The following is a 19825-nucleotide window of genomic DNA, read 5'->3' on the forward strand; positions in this document are numbered from 1 at the left end:
CCATTACCAGATAAATGCAATAATACGCAAAAGTTATGGGGTCACTCTTTTACCTGAGAATAAGTTATGCAACAGTGAGAGAGTATTGACCGATGTAATCAGGACAGTTATTAGTGGTATATAGTTTTATAATATTCGGGCTGCTAAAACGCTGATTTGCTGTTGTTTCGTCGTAGGCTGAAGACGTACCATCAAGCGCCCTTGCTCTGTACCCTGCCCTTTTCGCGACGCAGAGCGATGTGCAACATAACAAACTGGTAATGTCATCTGCTACGGGCTGAATGCAAATCCACCACCCGGCAGCCTTAAGCAATAAAGGCGCTAAGGAGACCATAAATGTCTGATGCTAAAGCAAAAATCACCCTGGGTGGTGATACTGCTATCGAACTGGATGTGCTAAAGGGCACGCTCGGTCAGGATGTTATTGATATTCGTAGTCTTGGTTCAAAAGGCGTGTTTACTTTTGACCCTGGTTTCACCTCCACCGCATCCTGCGAATCTAAAATCACCTTTATCGACGGTGATGAAGGTATCCTGCTGCACCGCGGTTTCCCGATCGATCAGTTAGCAACTGACTCCAACTATCTGGAAGTATGCTACATCCTGCTGAACGGTGAGAAGCCGACCCAGGCCCAGTACGACGAATTCAAAACCATCGTTACCCGCCACACCATGATTCACGAACAGATTACCCGTCTGTTCCACGCGTTCCGCCGCGATTCTCACCCGATGGCCGTCATGTGCGGTATCACCGGTGCGCTGGCCGCGTTCTATCACGATTCGCTGGATGTGAATAACCCACGCCACCGCGATATCGCCGCATTCCGCCTGCTCTCCAAAATGCCGACGATGGCGGCAATGTGTTACAAGTACTCTATCGGCCAGCCTTTCGTTTATCCGCGCAACGACCTCTCCTACGCGGGTAACTTCCTGAATATGATGTTCTCCACGCCGTGTGAAAAATATGAAGTGAATCCGATTCTGGAACGCGCCATGGACCGTATCCTGATTCTGCACGCCGACCACGAACAGAACGCTTCAACGTCCACCGTACGTACCGCCGGCTCTTCCGGCGCGAACCCGTTTGCCTGCATCGCTGCGGGTATTGCCTCCCTGTGGGGACCGGCACACGGCGGCGCCAACGAAGCGGCGCTGAAGATGCTCGAAGAGATCAGCTCCGTTGAACACATTCCGGAATTCGTCCGTCGCGCGAAAGACAAAAATGACTCTTTCCGCCTGATGGGCTTTGGCCACCGCGTGTACAAAAATTACGACCCGCGCGCCACCGTTATGCGTGAGACCTGCCACGAAGTGCTGAAAGAGCTCGGTACCAAAGACGATCTGCTGGAAGTGGCCATGGAGCTTGAGCACATCGCGCTCAACGACCCGTACTTCATCGAGAAGAAACTCTACCCGAACGTCGATTTCTACTCCGGTATCATCCTCAAAGCGATGGGCATTCCGTCTTCTATGTTTACCGTTATCTTCGCGATGGCGCGTACCGTGGGCTGGATTGCGCACTGGAACGAAATGCACAGCGACGGCATGAAAATCGCCCGTCCGCGCCAGCTGTATACCGGCTACGAAAAGCGCGATTTCAAAAACGATATCGCCCGTTAAGAGGGCTATCGCAGCAATAAAAAAACGCGCCTGAAGGCGCGTTTTTTTATTGCTGACATCCCGGGCACCAGTAAAACGGCCGCGACGACAGCATCGTTCTCTCGATTATTCCGCCGCAGCGCTCGCAGGCCTCCCCTTCGCGATGAAAAACCTTAAAGCGAAACAGCGCGCCGTGGTGCTTATTCTCGTCCACCAGACCGCGGGTGTTGTAGGACAATCGCGGGATCTCCAGCAGCGCATGCGCCAGCGCATCGAGCTGTTTTTCATCCAGTTCAGAGGCTTTATGCCGCCCGGTCAGCCCCACCTGCCAGAGGATCTCCACGCGCAGATAGTTACCTAATCCGGCAAGAAACGCCTGATCCAGCAGCAGACCGGAGAACTGGCGGTTGCGGAATTTCGCCGACAGCAGCCGCGCTTTGACCTGTTCAACGCTAAGGCGCATATCGAGCACATCCGGCCCGACCCGCAGCAAAAACGGATGGCGGGCGAGCTGCTCGGGCGTCAGCATCTCAATATCAGAGGCGCTGTAGAGCAAAATCGCCCTGCGCGCGGTCTGCAGCCGAACGCGCAGAACGCGCGTCGTTTCAGGCTGCGCCCCCGCGTCCACCACTCGCCAGACGCCGTACAGCTGATTGTGGCTATACAGCGTTAGCCCGCCGGAGAAGTGGGTCAGCAGCGCCTTACCGCGAGTTTCAATGTGCGTCACTCGCTGGCCGACCAGCTGAGATTGGTAATGTTGTAACTGCGGGAAGGCGAACCACGCCCCGGTCAGGGGTTCGCCTTTAATCGCCGCTTCCAGGCTATCCGCCGCGCGGCGAATTTCCGGACCTTCCGGCATAATCTTGTCCTTGTGTTAATGCGTTGCCCCACCGCCGACTTTCACATCGCCATCCTGCTGCAGGGCAACGGCGATGGCCGTTTCCAGCGCGGCCTGCACCGTCTCTACCGCCATACTGGCTTCGCCGGGATGAGCCGCGGCCTGCTCCGGCAAATACGGAATATGGATAAACCCGCCCTTCGCGCCGCTGCGATGACGCAGGCTGTGCAGCAGGCCGTACATCACGTGATTACAGACAAACGTCCCCGCCGTCTGCGACACCGACGCCGGGATCCCCCGGCTGCGCAGGGCGGTTACGATCGCTTTGATCGGCAGCGTGCTGAAGTACGCCGCCGGCCCGCCGGCAGCGATCGGTACGTCGATCGGCTGCAGGCCTTTATTGTCCGGGATCCGCGCATCATCGACGTTGATCGCCACCCGTTCAACGGTGATGTCGACGCGACCGCCCGCCTGGCCAATCGCCAGGGTCAGGACGGGATCCAGCTCATCCAGAGCGGCGTTAAGCGCCGTCAGGGCGTCGCCAAAGACGCACGGCAGCTGCCGCGCCGCCACCGGCTGTCCGCCGATAATAGCGCCATCCAGCCGCTTAACCACTTCCCACGAAGGGTTAACCGCTTCGCCGCCGAACGGCTCAAAACCGGTAATTAACACGCCAGCCATGATCCCTCCTTACAGGAACATCAGGAAATAGAGCAAAAATACGTTCACGATAAGCAGCATAACGCCGGTCGGTACCTGGGCTTTGATGACCGCGTTTTTATCCGGCAGCTCCAGCAGCGCGGCAGGCACGATATTGAAGTTCGCCGCCATGGGCGTCATCAGGGTACCGCAGTAGCCGGAGAACATGCCAATGGCCGCCATCACCGCCGGGTTCCCCCCGTGCTGCAGCACCAGAATCGGGATCCCGACCCCCGCCGTCACGATAGGAAACGCGGCGAAAGCGTTGCCCATCACCATCGTCAGCAGCGCCATTCCCAGCGTATAGACGGCAACGGCGATAAACCGGCTGTCTACCGCCAGGTAGTGCTGCGTCAGCCAGGAGATGCTGTTGCCAACGCCGGCGGCGGTAAACAGCAGCCCGAGCACCGCGAGGATCTGCGGCAAAATAAACGCCCAGCCCACCGAATCCAGCAGGCGGCGGGCTTCCTGTAACGGCTGCGCGGCCGTTTCATGGGTCATGCGGATAGCCATCACCAGACCGAGCAGCGTGCCCGCGGTCATCGAAAACAGCGTGATCAGCGTGGCGTGATTGCCCGGGCCAAAGATAGCGACCTGCAGCGAGGGGAGATTATTAAACAGCAGCACGCCGATCACCGTCACCACCGGGATCGCCAGCGCCGGGAAAAACAGCCGATTGCCAAGACGCGCGGCGCTGGCGGTACGTTCTTCCTGCGAGCGCTGATGATAGCGACCGAGGCGCACGCCGCCAAAACCGGCGATCAGCGCCAGCACCACCACCACCACGCCAACGCCGATATTAACGGCCCGCTTGTCGCCGACCAGCTCATAGGTCCAGTCGCCAAACAGAAACACCAGGCCATACAGCCCCCAGAACAGGCCGGTTGTCAGCCTGCGCGGGTTGGCCTTATCGCGCCATGACATCACCGCCACCGCCAGCAGAACCGCGCCCGCCAGCCAGTACAGCCAGGTTTGCTGAAAATTCATGCGGCACCGCCTTTCGCCTGCCCGGCGTTAACCTTGTCCAGCTCGCGCTGGAGATGGCGGTCGAGGCGCCACAGGCGGGCGGAGTGGATCAGGAAGGCGCAGACCGCCGTTGGGATCCCCCATAGGGCGATATGCAGCGGCTCGGTCTGAATGCCGCCCGACTCCAGCATAAAGTTATGCATAAAGATAATCGCCCCGAAGGCGACGAAAATATCTTCCCCGAAGAACAGGCCCACGTTGTCGGTCGCCGCCGACATCGCGCGCAGACGATAGCGCACCTCGCCGGGCAAGGCGCCGAAGTTTTTCTCCGCCGCCCCTTCCGCCATCGGCGCCAGCAGCGGGCGCACCATCTGCGGATGACCACCCAGGCTGGTGAGGCCCATCGCCGCGGTCACTTCACGCACGAAAAGATAGACGATAAGCAGACGACCGGCGGTGGCGCTGCGGATCTTCGCGATCCACGTCTGCGCGCGCTCTTTCAGACCGTGCCGCTCCAGCAGGCCAATCACCGCCAGCGGCAGCAGCAGAATAAACGGCAGGTTGCGGGTATTAAGAAATCCTTCTCCCAGCTTTTCCAGAATGGTCGCGATCGGCATATGCGCCGCCAGACCCGTGATGATCCCGGACACAATAACCACCAGTACCGGGTTAAAACGCAGAACAAATCCGACCACGATCGCCGCAATGCCGATCAGTGGCCAGAGAGATAATGACTCTCCCATAGTTACATCCTGTATGTTGTTGTGAATTGTTGTCTAATGTTAATTACTTGATACTATTATTTTTATTCTTTTACTTCCGCACTGACCTGTATATTGCGCCCGGCAAACGCCGCGCGCAAGCGGCGCGCAAAATCCAGCGCGTGCTCGCCGTCGCCGTGCAGGCAGACGGTTTCCGCCACCACGTGCGCCCATTCGCCGGTGATGCTCCGCACCCGGCTGTGCTGCACCATTTCCAGGGTTTGCGCCAGCGACTGCTCTTCGCTCTCGATCAGCGCGCCGGGCTGGGTGCGCGGCACCAGGCTGCCGTCCGCCAGATAGCCGCGGTCGGCGAAGACCTCCTGGCGGGTGGTCAGCTGATAACGCTGCCCGGCGCGAATCAGCTCGCTGCCCGCCAGGCCTACCAGCACCAGACCCGCGTCAACGTCATATACCGCTTTGGCGATAGCGTCAGCAAGCTGCGGATCTTTTGCCGCCTGGTTATAGAGCATGCCGTGCGGCTTGACGTGCTGCAGCTCGCCGCCCTGCGCGCGCACCAGCGCCGCCAGCGCGCCGACCTGATACAGCGTTTGCGCATAAACCGTTTCCGGCGGCAGCTGCATCGCCGTACGGCCAAAATTTTCCCGGTCAGGAAAGCTGGGGTGCGCACCCACCGCGACGCCATATTTTAGCGCTTCGCGGACGCACTGCAGCATCATCACCGCATCGCCCGCATGGAAACCGCAGGCGATATTGGCGGAAGAGACCAGCTGCAGCAGCGCGCTATCGTTGGCGCAGCCTTCGCCCAGGTCGGCGTTTAAATCAATCTTCATCGTTCAGTCTCCATGCCAGCTGTTCAAAATAACGTTGTCTGTCGGCGCGCGCCTTCAGCGCCTCCTCCAGGGAGCAGGGAACAAAGTGGATCGGCTGTCCCAGCGGGATCTGCGCCAGCTGGTACATATCGGCCTCGATAATGGTCGCAATCCGCGGATAGCCGCCGGTGGTCTGCGCGTCGTTCATCAGTACGATGGGCTGGCCATTATGCGGAACCTGTACCACGCCGGGCAGCAGGCCGTGCGAAAGCATCTCGCGGTCGGTCGTCCGCTTCAGCGGTTGCCCCTGCAGACGATAGCCCATACGATTGCTCTGCGGGCTAAGCTGCCACGGCGAGCGCCAGAACGTGTCCTGCGACACGCTATCAAACTCCTGGTACTCGGGCCCGGGCAGCGCGCGGATGCGGTTGCCGATGGGGAGCTGCTTCACGCCGCGCGGCCCGCGGAACTGCTTATCCGATTTCCCCAGCTTCAGCCGATCTCCGTCCTGCAAACGTCGACCTTCCAGACCGCCAATCCCCACTTTCAGATCGGTGCTGCGCGAACCCAGCACCTTCGGCACCGCAATCCCCCCCGCCACCGCCAGGTAGCTGCGCACGCCGTGCTGCGGGTTCTTGAGCACCAGATGCTGCCCGGCCTTGACCGCCGTTCGCCAGCCCACCCATACCGGCTCGCCATCGAGCTTCGCCTCGCAGGCGGCGCCGGTCAGCGCAAACCAGCCGCTGCGTTCAAACTGAATATCCACCTGGCCCAGCGTTATCTCCAGCGCCGCGGCGTTAGCGCCGTTACCCACCAGCAGATTAGCGGTGACCAGCGCCGGCTTATCCATAGCGCCACAGCGGCTGATGCCCAGCTGACGCAGCCCTTCACGCCCGCCGTCCTGCACCGAGGTATACATTCCGGCGCGGATAATTTTTAACATACGCCCTCCTTTTGCGGCACGAAACGCACTCTGTCGCCGGAACGCAGCAGCACCGGCTCCTTGCGCTTCGGATCAAACAGCGCCAGCGGCGTACGCCCCAGCAGCTGCCACCCTCCGGGCGTCGCCAGCGGATAGATCCCGGTTTGCGCCCCGCCAATACCGACGGACCCGGCGGGAACCAGCAGGCGCGGCTCCGCCCGTCGCGGCATCGCCAGCTGCTCCGGCAGGCCGCCGAAGTACGGGAACCCCGGCTGGAAGCCGAGGAACCACACCACGTACTCCACCGACGAATGCAGCTCAACCACCTGCTTTTCGCTCAGGCCGCTGTGGCGGGCAATTTCTCCCAGATCCGGTCCGTATTCGCCGCCATAAACTACCGGGACCGAGACCTCCCGCGATTCCGGTTCGAGCGTATCGCACTCCTCCCACCAGAGCTGCAGGCGCTCAATCGCGTCCCACGCCGTCTGCTGCGGGTTGCGCAATATCACGGTAATGTTGTTCATGCCCGGGATGGCTTCCACCACCTCGGTATGGCCTACCAGCCGCTGGGCTAACCGCCAGATCCGCTTCTGGCTTTCCAGCGTCACCGGAGGCTCAAGCTCCAGTACGACTGCCGTTTCACCTAATAAATAACAACGCGCTCGCTGCACTTTTGCCTCCGTTCATCAGGCCGGGTTCGGGATATCAATAAACGTGACGTCCAGTTCGGTATTTTCCGTCAGCCATTCGCTTAACGCGCGAATGCCGCCGCGCTCGGTGGCATGGTGCCCGGCGGCGTAGAAATGCAGCCCCTGCTCGCGCGCCGAGTGAATGGTTTGCTCTGAAACTTCACCGGTAATAAACGCATCGACGCCAAAGCGGGCCGCGCTGTCGATAAAGCTTTGCCCACCGCCGGTGCACCAGGCCACGCGGGCGACTTTATCCGGCCCGGTGTCGCCGCACCACAGCGGTTTGCGACCCAGCCGCGCTTCAATCCATGAAGCCAGCTCCAGGCCCGATACCGCCATCGACAGTTCGCCCCACGGTACCAGCGGTTCAATTTCCCCCATCACATTGATGCCGAGCAGCGACGCCAACTGAGCGTTATTGCCCAGTTCCGGGTGAGCGTCGAGCGGCAGGTGCCAGCCATAGAGGTTAATGTCGTTAGCCAGCAGCGTTTTGAGGCGATTGCGCTTCATGCCGCGAATGACCGGCGATTCGCCTTTCCAGAAGTAGCCGTGATGGACGATCACCGCATCGGCCTCCAGGCGGACGGCTTCATCCAGCAGCGCCTGGCTGGCGGTCACGCCGGTGACGACTTTTTGTATCGTTTCGCGCCCTTCCACCTGGAGCCCGTTGGGGGCGTAATCACTGATGGCCGCGCTATTGAGTTTTTCATTAATCAGTTGTTCCAGTTCACTATTTTTCATTGCCGTTCCACCAGGTTTTCGTTCTGTACAGAGGAATAACATAACGGTATCCGTCCGGTCAGTCGATAGTTCTGCCGCTTCGCCGTCCATTTTGACTTTTCGCGAAATCCCGCAATTTGTCTACTCCCTCGTTCGCGCATTCGTGTATATTTATGCACTATTACAGCATATTAAATAACCAGAAAGCCCATAAGGCCATGAATATCGCTAGTTAATGGCTATTCATGCAGAAAGATCGACTTTCTTTTTTACGGCAGGACAAGGCATTACATGAACACACAATCCTCACAGCCGCGGGCGATTTATTACGTCGTCGCGCTGCAAATCTGGGAATATTTCAGTTTTTACGGCATGCGCGCGCTGCTGATTCTTTATCTCACCAACCAGCTCAAGTATGACGATAATCATGCTTATGCGCTGTTCAGCGCCTACTGTTCTTTAGTCTACGTCACGCCGATTCTCGGCGGCTTCCTGGCCGATAAGCTGCTGGGCAACCGCATGGCGGTGATGCTCGGCGCGCTGCTGATGGCCATCGGCCATCTGGTGCTCGGTGCCAGCGAAATCTCCCCCACCTTCCTCTATCTGTCGCTGGCGATTATTGTCTGCGGCTACGGGCTGTTTAAATCCAACGTCAGCTGCCTGCTCGGCGAGCTGTATGAACCCACCGACCCGCGCCGCGACGGCGGTTTTTCGCTGATGTACGCGGCGGGCAACGTCGGGTCTATCGTTGCGCCAATCGCCTGCGGCTACGTGCAGGAAGAGTACAGCTGGGCGATGGGCTTCGCGCTGGCGGCCGTCGGCATGATCGCCGGGCTGGTGATTTTCCTCAGCGGCAATCACCATTTCCGCCACACCCGGGGCGTGAATCGCGAAGCGCTGCGGGCGCGGAGTTTCGTCTTACCAAACTGGGGCTGGCTGCTGGTGCTGCTGATCGCCGCGCCGCTGCTGATCACCGTGCTGTTCTGGCAGGAGTGGTCGGTTTACGCGCTGATTGTGGCGACGGTTATCGGCCTGGCGGTACTGACGCGGATCTACCTGCGGGCGGAGACCGCCAGGCAGCGTAAAGAGCTGCGTCTGATTATGGTGCTCACCTGCTTCAGCCTGCTGTTCTGGGCCTTTGCGCAGCAGGGCGGCAGCTCCATCAGCCTCTATATCGACCGTTTTGTTAATCGTCATTTTATGGGCTATGAGATACCGACCGCGATGTTCCAGTCGGTGAACGCCTTTGCGGTGATGCTCTGTGGGGTGGTGCTGGCGTGGCTGGTGAAGGAGAATATTAACGGCAACCGTACCGTGCGCATCTGGGGCAAATTCGCGCTGGGCCTCGGCCTGATGAGCGCCGGTTTCTGTATCCTGACCCTCAGCGCACGCTGGTCGGCGGCTTACGGACAATCTTCAATGCCGCTGATGGTGCTGGGCCTGGCGGTGATGGGCTTCGCCGAGCTGTTTATCGACCCGGTGGCGATGTCGCAGATTACCCGTATTGAGATCCCCGGCGTGACCGGGGTGCTGACCGGTATTTATATGCTGCTCTCCGGCGCTATCGCTAACTATCTGGCAGGCGTGATTGCCGATCAAACCTCGCAGGGGTCGTTCGACGCCGCCGGGGCCGTCAACTATTCAATTAATGCCTACATTGAGGTGTTCAGCCAGATAACCTGGGGCGCGCTGGCCTGCGTCGGCCTGGTGCTGGCTATCTGGCTGTATCACGCCGTTAAGATCCGGACTCGTCGCCTGGCGATGGAGTCTTAAGCTCTCTGGCGGCTTCCCAGGCCGCCAGCGTCGCCAGCCGCGCCTGCTTGTGGTCAACAATCGGGCGCGGATAATCCAGCGTTACGCCCTGTTTCTCCGCCCACAGCCACGGTTGATGCACCGCTTTTTCAGGTACCCCGGCCAGCTCCGGCAGCCATTGACGAATAAACTGCCCCGCTTTGTCGAAGCGCTCTCCCTGGGTCGTCGGGTTAAAAATACGAAAATAGGGCGCGGCATCGGTACCCGTTGAAGCCGCCCACTGCCAGCCGCCGTTATTCGCCGCCAGATCGCCATCAATAAGCTGTTCGATAAAGTAGCGCTCGCCCAGCCGCCAGTCGATGCGCAGGTCTTTCACCAGGAAACTGGCGACAATCATCCGCAGGCGGTTATGCATCCAGCCGGTCGCATTAAGCTGACGCATCGCGGCGTCGACAATCGGGAAGCCGGTTTGCCCGCGCTGCCAGGCCTGAAGCGCGGATTTATCGTCCAGCCACGCCACGTTATCGGTCCAGTCGATAAAAGGCCGCCCCTTACACAAGTTTGGGTAGTAAACCATCAGGTGACGATAAAACTCGCGCCAGATAAGCTCGTTGAGCCATACCGATCCGGCTTCGCCATCCAGCGCCCGCGGCTGCTCAACCCGCAAACGGTGCAGGCACTGGCGCGGTGAGAGCGCGCCCACCGCCAGGCACGGCGACAGTCGGCTGGTCCCCTCGATGGCGGGAAGATCGCGCTGCTGCTCATAGTCGGCGGCCTTTTGCTGGCAGAAGCCGCGAAGCCGGGCGATGGCACTTTTTTCATCCGCGGCGAACAGCTCGCTATCAAATGGCGTCTGCGGATAATCTATTTTCACTTCAGACGCCGCAGCGATGGGCCCGCCCGCGCGGACTTTCGGCGCGGCGACGCACTCCGGCAGCGCTTTCTGCAAACGGCGAATAAAGGCATTTTTAAACGGCGTAAAGACCTTATACATTTCACGACTGCCGGTCAGCACGCTACCCGGCGGCAGCAGAACGCTGTCATCAAAGCCCTGACAGGTCACCTCCGCTAAGGTTTTCTCCACCGCCGCATCGCGCTGGCGTTCATTGATTTCGTACTGGTAGTTGTAAAACAGATGGGTCACCTGCCGCTGCCGGCAAATGCTGGCGAGCAGCGCCACGCTGGCGGTGAAATCTGCGGCATGTGCAATCTGCAGCGGAATCCCCTTTTCGGCCAGCGCCGCTTGCAGGCTGTGAAGGTGGCTGACCATAAACGCCGCCTGGCGCGGCGCCATACCGTGCTGGCGCCATTGCCCTGGCGTGGCGATAAATAATCCCAGCACCTCGGCATGGGGATCGCGGCAGGCGGCGGCGAGCGCCAGGTTATCGTGGATGCGCAAATCCGCGCGAAACCAGACCAGATGGGTGGCCATAGCATTCCTTTCATCATGAAAATTGATAAGTTCGACTTATATTTAACCCTCCCGCAGGCTTAACCTTCGGGGAGTGAATAAGTGTAAGCCACTCATGGCAAAAAAAAACCGCCGGGTAAACCGGCGGCATGATGATAAGGCAATCTGTTGGCACGCTGTGCCGGGGAAGACAGGGTAAATAAGCCAGAATATCAATCCATTAGCCCGTTTCCGCAGCGCGCGCCCGCTGAGCCATAAACCGTTATTAATAAAAATCTGCGGAGACTTTTTCAGCCTGCGCCAGCCATACCGGCTGTTCGCTGGTTTTCGCCCACACGCGGTGCAGCCAGCTGTAAAAACGGGCGCGATCTTTCCAGAACAGCATTACCGGCAGAGCCAGCACGCCAGCCGCCACGGCGAAAGCGCGACGCGCAAAGATGATATGAGCAGGATAAGTTTTGTACAACGCCATAATTTCTCTCCCCTTTGTCAGGCCGGCAAGCAAAGCCGGTAAAGTTAATCTGTTTCTCTGCTTAAAATAGTACCGCTTTGGCTGTAATTTTACTACTCATCCGACCACTAAAAAGCACGTATTTAGCCTTTATTTACATTCACCCGGTAACTTAGTTACAAAAAGGTTAAATTAATACTAATCATTAGTTAAATTGTGGTCTTGGCGATTTTTATATTTTTTTTACACCCCCGCCGCTGATTTTTGCGAAATCTTTGCGCCCGACTGCCTATTCTCCTCGTAAATCAAAAAGACACCCGGAGGTGGATTGTGAGTGCAGGCGTAATCGCTGGCGTAGCGCTGGTGTTCCTGTTGCTGGTTTATCTGGTTTATGCCCTGATACACGCGGAGGCATTCTGATGGCCGCTCAAGGATTTTTACTCATCGCGAGCTTTATTCTGCTGCTGATGATCCTGGCTCGTCCGCTGGGCACGGCGCTGGCGACGATGATCAATGATGCCCCGCTACCGGGCCTGGCCGGCATCGAACGCGGTTTATGGCGGGCGGCGGGCATTCGTTCTCAGGAGATGAACTGGTATCAATATTTATTCGCTATTCTGCTGTTTAACGCGCTGGGTCTGCTGGTCCTGTTCACGCTGCTGATGTTCCAGGGCTCGCTGCCGCTCAATCCGCAGCACCTGCCCGGCCTGTCGTGGGACCTGGCGCTGAATACGGCGGTGAGCTTTGTCAGCAACACAAACTGGCAGGCCTATGCCGGTGAAACCACCATGAGTAGCCTTAGCCAGATGGCCGGGCTGGCGGTGCAAAACTTCCTCTCCGCCGCCACCGGCATCGCGGTGATCTTTGCCCTTACCCGCGCTTACGCCCGGCAGAAAGTCAGCACCCTGGGCAACGCCTGGGTCGATCTGACCCGCATCACCCTCTGGCTGCTGCTGCCCATTTCGCTGCTCATCGCGCTGTTCTTTATTCAGCAGGGCGTGCCGCAGAGTTTTTCCCCGAATCAGGGCTTTACCTCGCTTGAAGGGGTACGCCAGATGCTGCCGATGGGGCCGGTGGCTTCACAGGAAGCGATCAAAATGCTGGGTACTAACGGCGGCGGCTTCTTTAACGCCAACTCAGCGCATCCGTTTGAAAACCCGACCGCGCTGACCAACCTGGTGCAGATGCTGGCGATCTTTCTCATCCCGGCGGCGCTGTGCTTCGCTTTCGGCGAGGTGGTGGGCGATCGCCGTCAGGGACGGGCCATTCTATGGGCGATGACGCTCATCTTCATCGTCTGCGTGGCGGTAGTGATGTGGGCGGAAACCCGCGGTAACCCGCATCTGCTGAGCCTTGGCGCCGATAGCAGTATCAATATGGAAGGCAAAGAGAGCCGGTTCGGTATTCTCGCCAGCAGCCTGTTTGCCGTGGTCACCACCGCCGCGTCCTGCGGGGCGGTCAACGCCATGCACGACTCCTTTACCGCGCTGGGCGGAATGGTTCCCATGTGGCTGATGCAGATAGGCGAAGTGGTCTTCGGCGGCGTCGGCTCGGGTCTGTACGGCATGCTGCTGTTCGTGATGCTGGCGGTATTTATCGCCGGGCTGATGATTGGCCGCACCCCGGAGTACCTCGGGAAGAAAATTGACGTCCGCGAAATGAAAATGATTGCGCTGGCGATCCTCGTGACCCCGACGCTGGTGCTCCTCGGCACGGCGCTGGCGATGATGACCGAAGCCGGTCGCGCGGGCATGTTTAACCCCGGGCCGCACGGCTTCAGCGAAGTGCTGTACGCCGTCACCTCGGCGGCCAACAACAACGGCAGCGCCTTTGGCGGCCTCAGCGCGGCGACGCCGTTCTGGAACCTGCTGCTGGCGTTCTGCATGCTGGTTGGCCGCTTCGCAGTCATTATCCCGGTGATGGCGATTGCCGGTTCGCTGGTAACGAAGAAAATTCAGCCCGCCGGCAGCGGCACGCTCGCCACCCATGACGCGCTGTTTATCGGCCTGCTGATCGGCACCGTGCTGTTGGTTGGCGCCCTGACCTTTATTCCCGCGCTGGCGCTCGGCCCGCTGGCGGAACACTTTTCCTTACTTTAAGCGATTGCGGAGCAACCTGTTATGAGTCGCAAATCATTAGCCCTGCTGGAGCCGACGCTGGTGCGTCAGGCCCTGCTGGACGCCGTGAAAAAACTGAGCCCTGCCGTACAGTGGCGTAACCCGGTGATGTTTATCGTCTGGATTGGCAGTCTGCTCACCACCCTGCTGGCTCTTGCCATGGCAAGCGGGCAGATCGCCGGCAGCGCCGGATTTACCGCCGCCGTTAGTCTCTGGCTGTGGTTCACCGTCCTGTTCGCCAACTTCGCCGAAGCGATGGCGGAAGGCCGCAGTAAAGCGCAGGCTAACAGCCTCAAAGGGGTCAAAAAGACCGCCTTTGCCCGTAAGCTGCGCGCGCCGCAGCACGATGCGCAAATTGACCACGTCCCCGCCGAAGAGCTGCGTAAAGGCGACGTGGTGCTGGTCGAAGCGGGGGATATTATTCCCTGCGATGGCGAAGTTATCGAAGGCGGCGCGTCGGTGGATGAGAGCGCCATTACCGGTGAATCCGCGCCGGTTATCCGCGAGTCCGGCGGCGACTTCGCCTCGGTGACCGGCGGGACGCGTATTCTCTCCGACTGGCTGGTGATCCGCTGCAGCGTCAACCCCGGCGAAACCTTCCTTGACCGGATGATCGCCATGGTTGAAGGCGCCCAGCGCCGCAAGACGCCGAACGAAATCGCGCTGACTATCCTGCTTATCGCCCTGACCCTGGTATTCCTGCTGGCCACCGCCACCATCTGGCCCTTCTCCGCCTGGAGCGGTAACGCGGTCAGCGTCACGGTGCTGGTGGCGCTGCTGGTGTGCCTGATCCCCACCACTATCGGCGGCCTGCTGTCGGCCATCGGCGTCGCCGGGATGAGCCGCATGCTCGGCGCGAACGTGATCGCCACCAGCGGCCGCGCGGTTGAAGCGGCGGGCGACGTCGACGTCCTGCTGCTGGACAAAACCGGCACCATTACCCTTGGCAACCGCCAGGCTTCGGCATTCCTGCCTGCGCAGGGCGTGGAAGAGAAAACCCTTGCCGATGCCGCCCAGCTGTCGTCGCTGGCCGACGAAACGCCGGAAGGCCGCAGCATCGTGGTGCTGGCAAAACAGCGCTTTAATCTGCGCGAGCGCGATCTGCAATCGCTGCATGCCACCTTCGTGCCGTTTACCGCCCAGACCCGGATGAGCGGCATCAACATCGACCAGCGGATGATCCGCAAAGGTTCCGTGGATGCCATTCGCCGCCACGTTGAGGCCAACGGCGGCCACTTCCCGGCCGACGTCGATAAACAGGTTGAAGAGGTGGCGCGTCTTGGCGCCACGCCGCTGGTGGTCGCCGAAGGCGAACGCGTGTTGGGGATTATCTCGCTGAAAGATATCGTCAAAGGCGGCATCAAAGAGCGTTTTGCCCAGCTGCGTAAAATGGGGATTAAGACGGTGATGATCACCGGCGATAACCGCCTGACCGCCGCCGCTATCGCCGCGGAAGCGGGCGTGGACGACTTTCTCGCCGAAGCGACGCCGGAGGCCAAGCTGGCGTTGATCCGCCAGTATCAAGCGGAAGGACGGCTGGTGGCGATGACCGGCGACGGTACCAACGACGCCCCGGCGCTGGCGCAGGCCGACGTGGCGGTCGCGATGAACTCCGGTACCCAGGCGGCGAAAGAGGCGGGCAATATGGTGGATCTCGACTCTAACCCCACCAAACTGATCGAGGTCGTACATATCGGTAAACAGATGCTGATGACCCGCGGTTCGTTAACCACTTTCAGTATCGCCAACGACGTGGCGAAGTATTTCGCCATCATTCCGGCCGCCTTTGCCGCCGTCTATCCGCCGCTGGCGATGCTTAACGTGATGCATCTGCACTCGCCTTCTTCGGCGATCCTGAGCGCGGTGATTTTTAATGCGCTGATTATCATCTTCCTGATCCCGCTGGCGCTGAAGGGTGTGAGCTATAAGCCGCTGACGGCCTCGGCGATGCTGCGCCGCAACCTGTGGGTCTACGGCCTGGGCGGACTGCTGGTGCCCTTTATCGGTATCAAAGCGATCGACCTGTTATTGACCCTGACCGGGCTGCTGTGAGGAAAAAACCATGTCATTCATTCGTCCTGCTGTTGTGCTGTTTATTCTGTTAACGCTGCTCACCAGCGGCGTCTATCCGCTGTTAACCACCGCGCTGGGACAGTGGTGGTTCCCGCAGCAGGCCAACGGCTCGCTGGTGCGGATTGACGGCGAAGTGCGCGGTTCCCGCCTTATCGGGCAGAACTTTACCGCGCCGGGCTATTTCCAGGGCCGCCCTTCCGCGACGGCGGAGATGCCGGATAACCCGCTGGCGTCCGGCGGCAGCAACCTCGCCGCCAGCAATCCGGCGCTGGACAAAGCCATCAGCGAACGGGTGCAGGCCCTGCGCGCCGCCAATCCGGACGCCAGCACAACGGTTCCGGTGGAGCTGGTGACCGCCTCGGCGAGCGGACTGGATTACAGTCTGACGCCTGCCGCCGCTCTGTGGCAGGCGCCGCGCGTCGCCAAAGCGCGCCAGCTTAGCGTGGAGCAGGTCACGCAGCTGGTGAACGAGGCAACGCAAAAACCGTTGCTCAGTTTTCTCGGCCAACCTGTGGTAAATATACTGCAGCTGAATATGTCGCTGGATGCCCTGAAGGATAAGTAAAAATGAGTGACGAGCCGCTGCGTCCGGACCCTGACCGCCTGCTGCAACACGCCGCCGCCCCGCATCGCGGTAAGCTAAAGATATTTTTTGGCGCCTGCGCCGGGGTCGGTAAAACCTGGGCGATGCTGGCGGAAGCGCAGCGGCTGCGCGCCCAGGGGCTGGATATTCTGATTGGCGTGGCGGAAACCCACGGACGCAAAGAGACGGCGGCAATGCTTGAGGGGCTCAGTACCCTGCCCCAGCGCCGCCTTTCCCACCGCGGGCGCTACGTAAAGGAGTTTGACCTTGACGGCGCGCTGGCCCGTCGCCCGGCGCTGATTCTGGTCGATGAGCTGGCGCACAGCAACGCGCCCGGCTCGCGTCATCCTAAACGCTGGCAGGACGTCGAAGAGCTGCTGGAAGCCGGCATTGACGTATTTACCACCGTTAACGTCCAGCACCTCGAGAGCCTGAACGATGTCGTCAGCGGCATCACCGGCGTGCAGGTTCGCGAAACCGTCCCGGATCCGTTTTTCGACGCCGCCGACGATGTGGTACTGGTGGACCTGCCCCCCGACGATCTGCGTCAGCGGCTCAATGAGGGAAAAGTCTATATCGGCGGCCAGGCCGAGCGGGCCATCGAGAACTTCTTTCGCAAGGGCAACCTCATCGCCCTGCGCGAGCTGGCGCTGCGCCGTACCGCCGATCGGGTCGATGAGCAGATGCGCGCCTGGCGCGACCGTCAGGGCCAGGAAAAAGTCTGGCATACCCGCGACGCCATTTTGCTGTGCATCGGCCATAACACCGGCAGCGAAAAGCTGGTCCGCGCCGCCGCCCGGCTGGCGGCCCGGCTGGGGAGCGTCTGGCATGCGGTGTATGTTGAAACCCCCTCTCTGCACCGCCTGCCGGAGGCGAAACGGCGGGCGATTCTCGCCGCGCTCAGGCTGGCGCAGGAGCTGGGCGCGGAAACCGCCACCCTCGCCGATCCTTCGGAAGAGAAGGCCGTCCTCCACTACGCCCGCGAACATAATCTCGGCAAGATAGTGATTGGCCGCCAGCAGAAAAGGCGCTGGTGGGATCGCAGCGGCTTCGCCGATCGCCTGGCCCGTCACGCGCCGGATCTCGACCTGGTGGTGATCGCGCTGGATGAAAAGGCCGCCTCCCTGCCGGCGCGCGCCAGCGATAGCCGGACGGCGATGGAAAAATGGCGTTTACAGCTCCAGGGGTGCGTCGTCGCCATCGCCCTGTGCGCGGTTATTACCGTCGTCGCCATGCAGTGGCTGATGGCCTTTGAGGCCGCCAACCTGGTGATGCTGTACCTGCTCGGCGTGGTGATTATCGCCCTTCTGTACGGCCGCTGGCCGTCGGTACTGGCGACGGTGATTAACGTGGTCAGCTTCGACCTGTTTTTTGTCGCGCCGCGCGGCACGCTGGCGGTTTCTGACGTGCAGTATCTGCTGACCTTTGGCGTGATGTTGACCGTCGGGCTGCTTATCGGCAACCTCACCGCCGGCGTACGCTACCAGGCGCGGGTGGCGCGCTATCGTGAACAGCGCACCCGGCATCTGTACGAAATGTCAAAAGCGCTGGCGGTGGGCCGCAGTCGTGAAGATATCGCCGCCACCAGCGAGCGGTTTATCGCCTCAACGTTTCAGGCGCGCAGCCAGCTGCTGCTGCCCGATGAAACATTAAGACTCACGCCGCTGACAAAGCCCGCGGCGGCAATCACCTGGGATGACGCGATTGCCCGCTGGAGCTTTGATAAAGGACAACCCGCCGGTGCGGGCACCGATACGCTTCCCGGAGTGCCCTACCAGATCCTGCCGCTGAAAAGCGCCGCCCGCACCTGGGGACTGCTGGTCGTGGAGCCGGCCAACCTGCGCCAGCTGATGATCCCTGAACAGCAGCGCCTGCTGGAAACCTTCACCCTGCTGGTCGCCAGCGCTCTGGAACGGCTGGCGCTCACCGCCAGCGAAGAGCAGGCCCGGCTGAACAGCGAACGGGAAAGCCTGCGCAACTCGCTGCTGGCGGCGCTGTCCCACGATCTACGGACTCCGCTTACGGTGCTATTTGGCCAGGCGGAGATCCTGACGCTCGATCTCGCCAGCGAAGGATCGAAGCACGCCCCGCAGGCCAACGAGATACGCCAGCACGTGCTCAATACCACCCGCCTGGTGAATAATCTGCTGGATATGGCGCGGATCCAGTCCGGCGGCTTTAATTTGCATAAAGAGTGGCTAACCCTGGAAGAGGTCGTCGGCAGCGCGCTGCGTATGCTGGAGCCGGGGCTCGGCGGGCGGCATATTCAGCTTGCGCTGCCGGACCCGCTACTGCTGGTTCACGTCGACGGTCCGCTTTTTGAGCGGGTACTGATTAATCTTCTGGAAAATGCGGTGAAATACGCGGGAGCACAGGCGCAAATCGGCATTACCGCGGACGTCGATCCGCACACTTTAGTGCTTGAGGTATGGGATAACGGACCGGGTATCCCCACCGGGCAAGAACAGGCTATCTTTGATAAATTCGCTCGCGGCAATAAAGAGTCGGCGATCCCCGGCGTCGGGCTGGGGCTGGCCATTTGCCAGGCGATCGTTGAGGTGCACGGCGGGACCATTAGCGCCGCGACGCGCCCGCAGGGCGGCGCCTGCTTCCGTGTTACACTGCCGAGGGAAACGCCCCCTGAACTGGAAGAGTTAGCCGAGGAAATGTGATTAACGTTCTGATCGTTGAAGACGAAAATGCTATCCGCCGCTTTCTGCGCACCGCGCTGGAAGCCGACGGCATGCGCGTATTTGAAGCGGAGACCCTGCAGCGCGGGCTGATCGAAGCCGCGACCCGCAAGCCGGATTTAACCATTCTCGATCTTGGACTACCCGATGGTGACGGCAACGCGTTTATTCGCGAGGTTCGCCAGTGGAGCCAGATGCCGATTATCGTGCTATCGGCGCGCACCGAGGAGCAGGACAAAATCGCCGCGCTTGACGCTGGTGCCGATGACTATCTCAGTAAACCCTTTGGTATTGGCGAGCTGCAGGCGCGGCTGAGGGTGGCGATGCGCCGCCATGCCGGCGCCCAGGCCGACGAACCGCAGGTGCGTTTTGCCGATATTGACGTTGATATCCCCGCCCGCCGCATCGTACGCGGCGATCAGGAGATCCACCTGACGCCGATTGAATTTCGCCTGCTGGCGGTACTGCTCAATAATCCCGGCAAGGTGCTGACCCAGCGGCAGCTGCTCAATCAGGTCTGGGGGCCGAATGCGGTGGAGCACAGCCACTATCTGCGCATTTATATGGGGCACCTGCGGCAAAAGCTGGAGGCCGATCCGGCGCGTCCGCAGCATTTGCTGACCGAAACGGGGATCGGCTATCGGTTTATGCCCTAGCCGTTGTCCCCGGCTCGCGCTTCGCTTAGCCGGGCTACGGGTCCGCCATCGTCTGCCAGGCGGTAGCCCGGACAGGCGCGTCAAGCGCCGCCTCCGGGAAATGTGCCAGGCCTCATAAATCAACGCTG

At 60.3% G+C, this 19825-nt stretch carries 18 protein-coding genes; 8 read left to right on the forward strand and 10 right to left on the reverse strand.

Going from position 1 to position 19825, the window contains the following annotated elements; genetic code table 11:
* Positions 1-336: 336 nt before the first annotated feature.
* A complete protein-coding gene (gene gltA, locus F8562_RS27780; protein ID WP_004100276.1) occupies positions 337-1620 on the forward strand; it encodes a citrate synthase in 1284 nt (427 codons plus the stop codon).
* Positions 1621-1666: 46 nt separating this feature from the next.
* On the opposite strand, the gene nei is transcribed toward gltA, so the two are convergent.
* The 8 genes from nei to F8562_RS27820 form a co-directional block, all read right to left on the reverse strand.
* A complete protein-coding gene (nei, locus tag F8562_RS27785; protein WP_014837838.1) occupies positions 1667-2458 on the reverse strand; it encodes an endonuclease VIII in 792 nt (263 codons plus the stop codon).
* 15 nt (positions 2459-2473) lie between these two features.
* On the reverse strand, positions 2474-3118 hold the full coding sequence (gene pcp / locus F8562_RS27790) for a pyroglutamyl-peptidase I (RefSeq protein ID WP_014228439.1): 645 nt from the start codon (positions 3116-3118) through the stop codon (positions 2474-2476).
* A gap of 9 nt (positions 3119-3127) precedes the next feature.
* Complete coding sequence (locus tag F8562_RS27795; RefSeq protein WP_014228438.1) at positions 3128-4123, reverse strand: DUF979 domain-containing protein; 996 nt, start codon at positions 4121-4123, stop codon at positions 3128-3130.
* Complete coding sequence (locus F8562_RS27800) at positions 4120-4845, reverse strand: DUF969 domain-containing protein (RefSeq protein WP_014228437.1); 726 nt, start codon at positions 4843-4845, stop codon at positions 4120-4122. The genes F8562_RS27795 and F8562_RS27800 overlap by 4 nt, the downstream gene beginning before the upstream one ends.
* Before the next feature lie 62 nt (positions 4846-4907).
* Positions 4908-5654 (reverse strand): 5-oxoprolinase subunit PxpA, encoded by a 747-nt coding sequence (gene pxpA / locus F8562_RS27805; protein ID WP_014837837.1) that lies wholly within the window; start codon positions 5652-5654, stop codon positions 4908-4910.
* Entirely contained in the window at positions 5644-6576 is a 933-nt protein-coding gene (gene pxpC / locus F8562_RS27810) for a 5-oxoprolinase subunit PxpC (RefSeq protein ID WP_009651642.1), read from the reverse strand. The genes pxpA and pxpC overlap by 11 nt, the downstream gene beginning before the upstream one ends.
* Positions 6570-7226 (reverse strand): 5-oxoprolinase subunit PxpB, encoded by a 657-nt coding sequence (gene pxpB, locus F8562_RS27815; protein WP_004848901.1) that lies wholly within the window; start codon positions 7224-7226, stop codon positions 6570-6572. The genes pxpC and pxpB overlap by 7 nt, the downstream gene beginning before the upstream one ends.
* A 15-nt stretch (positions 7227-7241) precedes the next feature.
* A complete protein-coding gene (locus tag F8562_RS27820; protein WP_014228436.1) occupies positions 7242-7985 on the reverse strand; it encodes a type 2 GTP cyclohydrolase I in 744 nt (247 codons plus the stop codon).
* Between the two features lie 270 nt (positions 7986-8255).
* On the opposite strand from F8562_RS27820, the gene dtpD reads away from it, so the two are divergent.
* Complete coding sequence (gene dtpD / locus F8562_RS27825) at positions 8256-9737, forward strand: dipeptide permease DtpD (protein ID WP_014228435.1); 1482 nt, start codon at positions 8256-8258, stop codon at positions 9735-9737.
* Here dtpD and phrB read toward each other — a convergent pair.
* Together phrB and F8562_RS27835 are read right to left on the reverse strand one after the other, a co-directional pair.
* Positions 9700-11148, reverse strand: a complete 1449-nt coding sequence (gene phrB / locus F8562_RS27830) for a deoxyribodipyrimidine photo-lyase (protein ID WP_094909290.1) — start codon at positions 11146-11148, stop codon at positions 9700-9702. The genes dtpD and phrB overlap by 38 nt on opposite strands.
* A gap of 244 nt (positions 11149-11392) precedes the next feature.
* Positions 11393-11599 carry a DUF2517 family protein gene (locus F8562_RS27835; protein ID WP_004848892.1) on the reverse strand — a complete coding sequence of 69 codons (207 nt, stop codon included), beginning with the start codon at positions 11597-11599 and terminating at the stop codon, positions 11393-11395.
* A 309-nt stretch (positions 11600-11908) separates the two neighbouring features.
* Between F8562_RS27835 and kdpF the strand changes: the two genes are divergently transcribed.
* The 6 genes from kdpF to kdpE are packed head-to-tail and all read left to right on the forward strand — an operon-like array spanning position 11909 to position 19697.
* Positions 11909-11998 carry a K(+)-transporting ATPase subunit F gene (kdpF, locus tag F8562_RS27840; RefSeq protein ID WP_009651669.1) on the forward strand — a complete coding sequence of 30 codons (90 nt, stop codon included), beginning with the start codon at positions 11909-11911 and terminating at the stop codon, positions 11996-11998.
* Positions 11998-13677, forward strand: a complete 1680-nt coding sequence (gene kdpA / locus F8562_RS27845) for a potassium-transporting ATPase subunit KdpA (protein ID WP_014837834.1) — start codon at positions 11998-12000, stop codon at positions 13675-13677. Before kdpF ends, kdpA begins: the two co-directional genes overlap by 1 nt.
* Before the next feature lie 21 nt (positions 13678-13698).
* Complete coding sequence (kdpB, locus tag F8562_RS27850) at positions 13699-15747, forward strand: potassium-transporting ATPase subunit KdpB (protein ID WP_014837833.1); 2049 nt, start codon at positions 13699-13701, stop codon at positions 15745-15747.
* 10 nt (positions 15748-15757) lie between these two features.
* Positions 15758-16333 carry a potassium-transporting ATPase subunit KdpC gene (kdpC, locus tag F8562_RS27855; protein ID WP_014837832.1) on the forward strand — a complete coding sequence of 192 codons (576 nt, stop codon included), beginning with the start codon at positions 15758-15760 and terminating at the stop codon, positions 16331-16333.
* A 2-nt stretch (positions 16334-16335) separates the two neighbouring features.
* On the forward strand, positions 16336-19023 hold the full coding sequence (gene kdpD, locus F8562_RS27860) for a two-component system sensor histidine kinase KdpD (RefSeq protein WP_014837831.1): 2688 nt from the start codon (positions 16336-16338) through the stop codon (positions 19021-19023).
* Positions 19020-19697, forward strand: coding sequence for a two-component system response regulator KdpE (kdpE, locus tag F8562_RS27865; RefSeq protein ID WP_014837830.1), 678 nt, complete (start codon positions 19020-19022; stop codon positions 19695-19697). Before kdpD ends, kdpE begins: the two co-directional genes overlap by 4 nt.
* Positions 19698-19825: the final 128 nt, after the last annotated feature.

This window comes from Klebsiella sp. RCJ4, from assembly GCF_009025755.1.
In the GTDB taxonomy this organism is placed as follows: Bacteria; Pseudomonadota; Gammaproteobacteria; order Enterobacterales; family Enterobacteriaceae; genus Klebsiella; species Klebsiella michiganensis.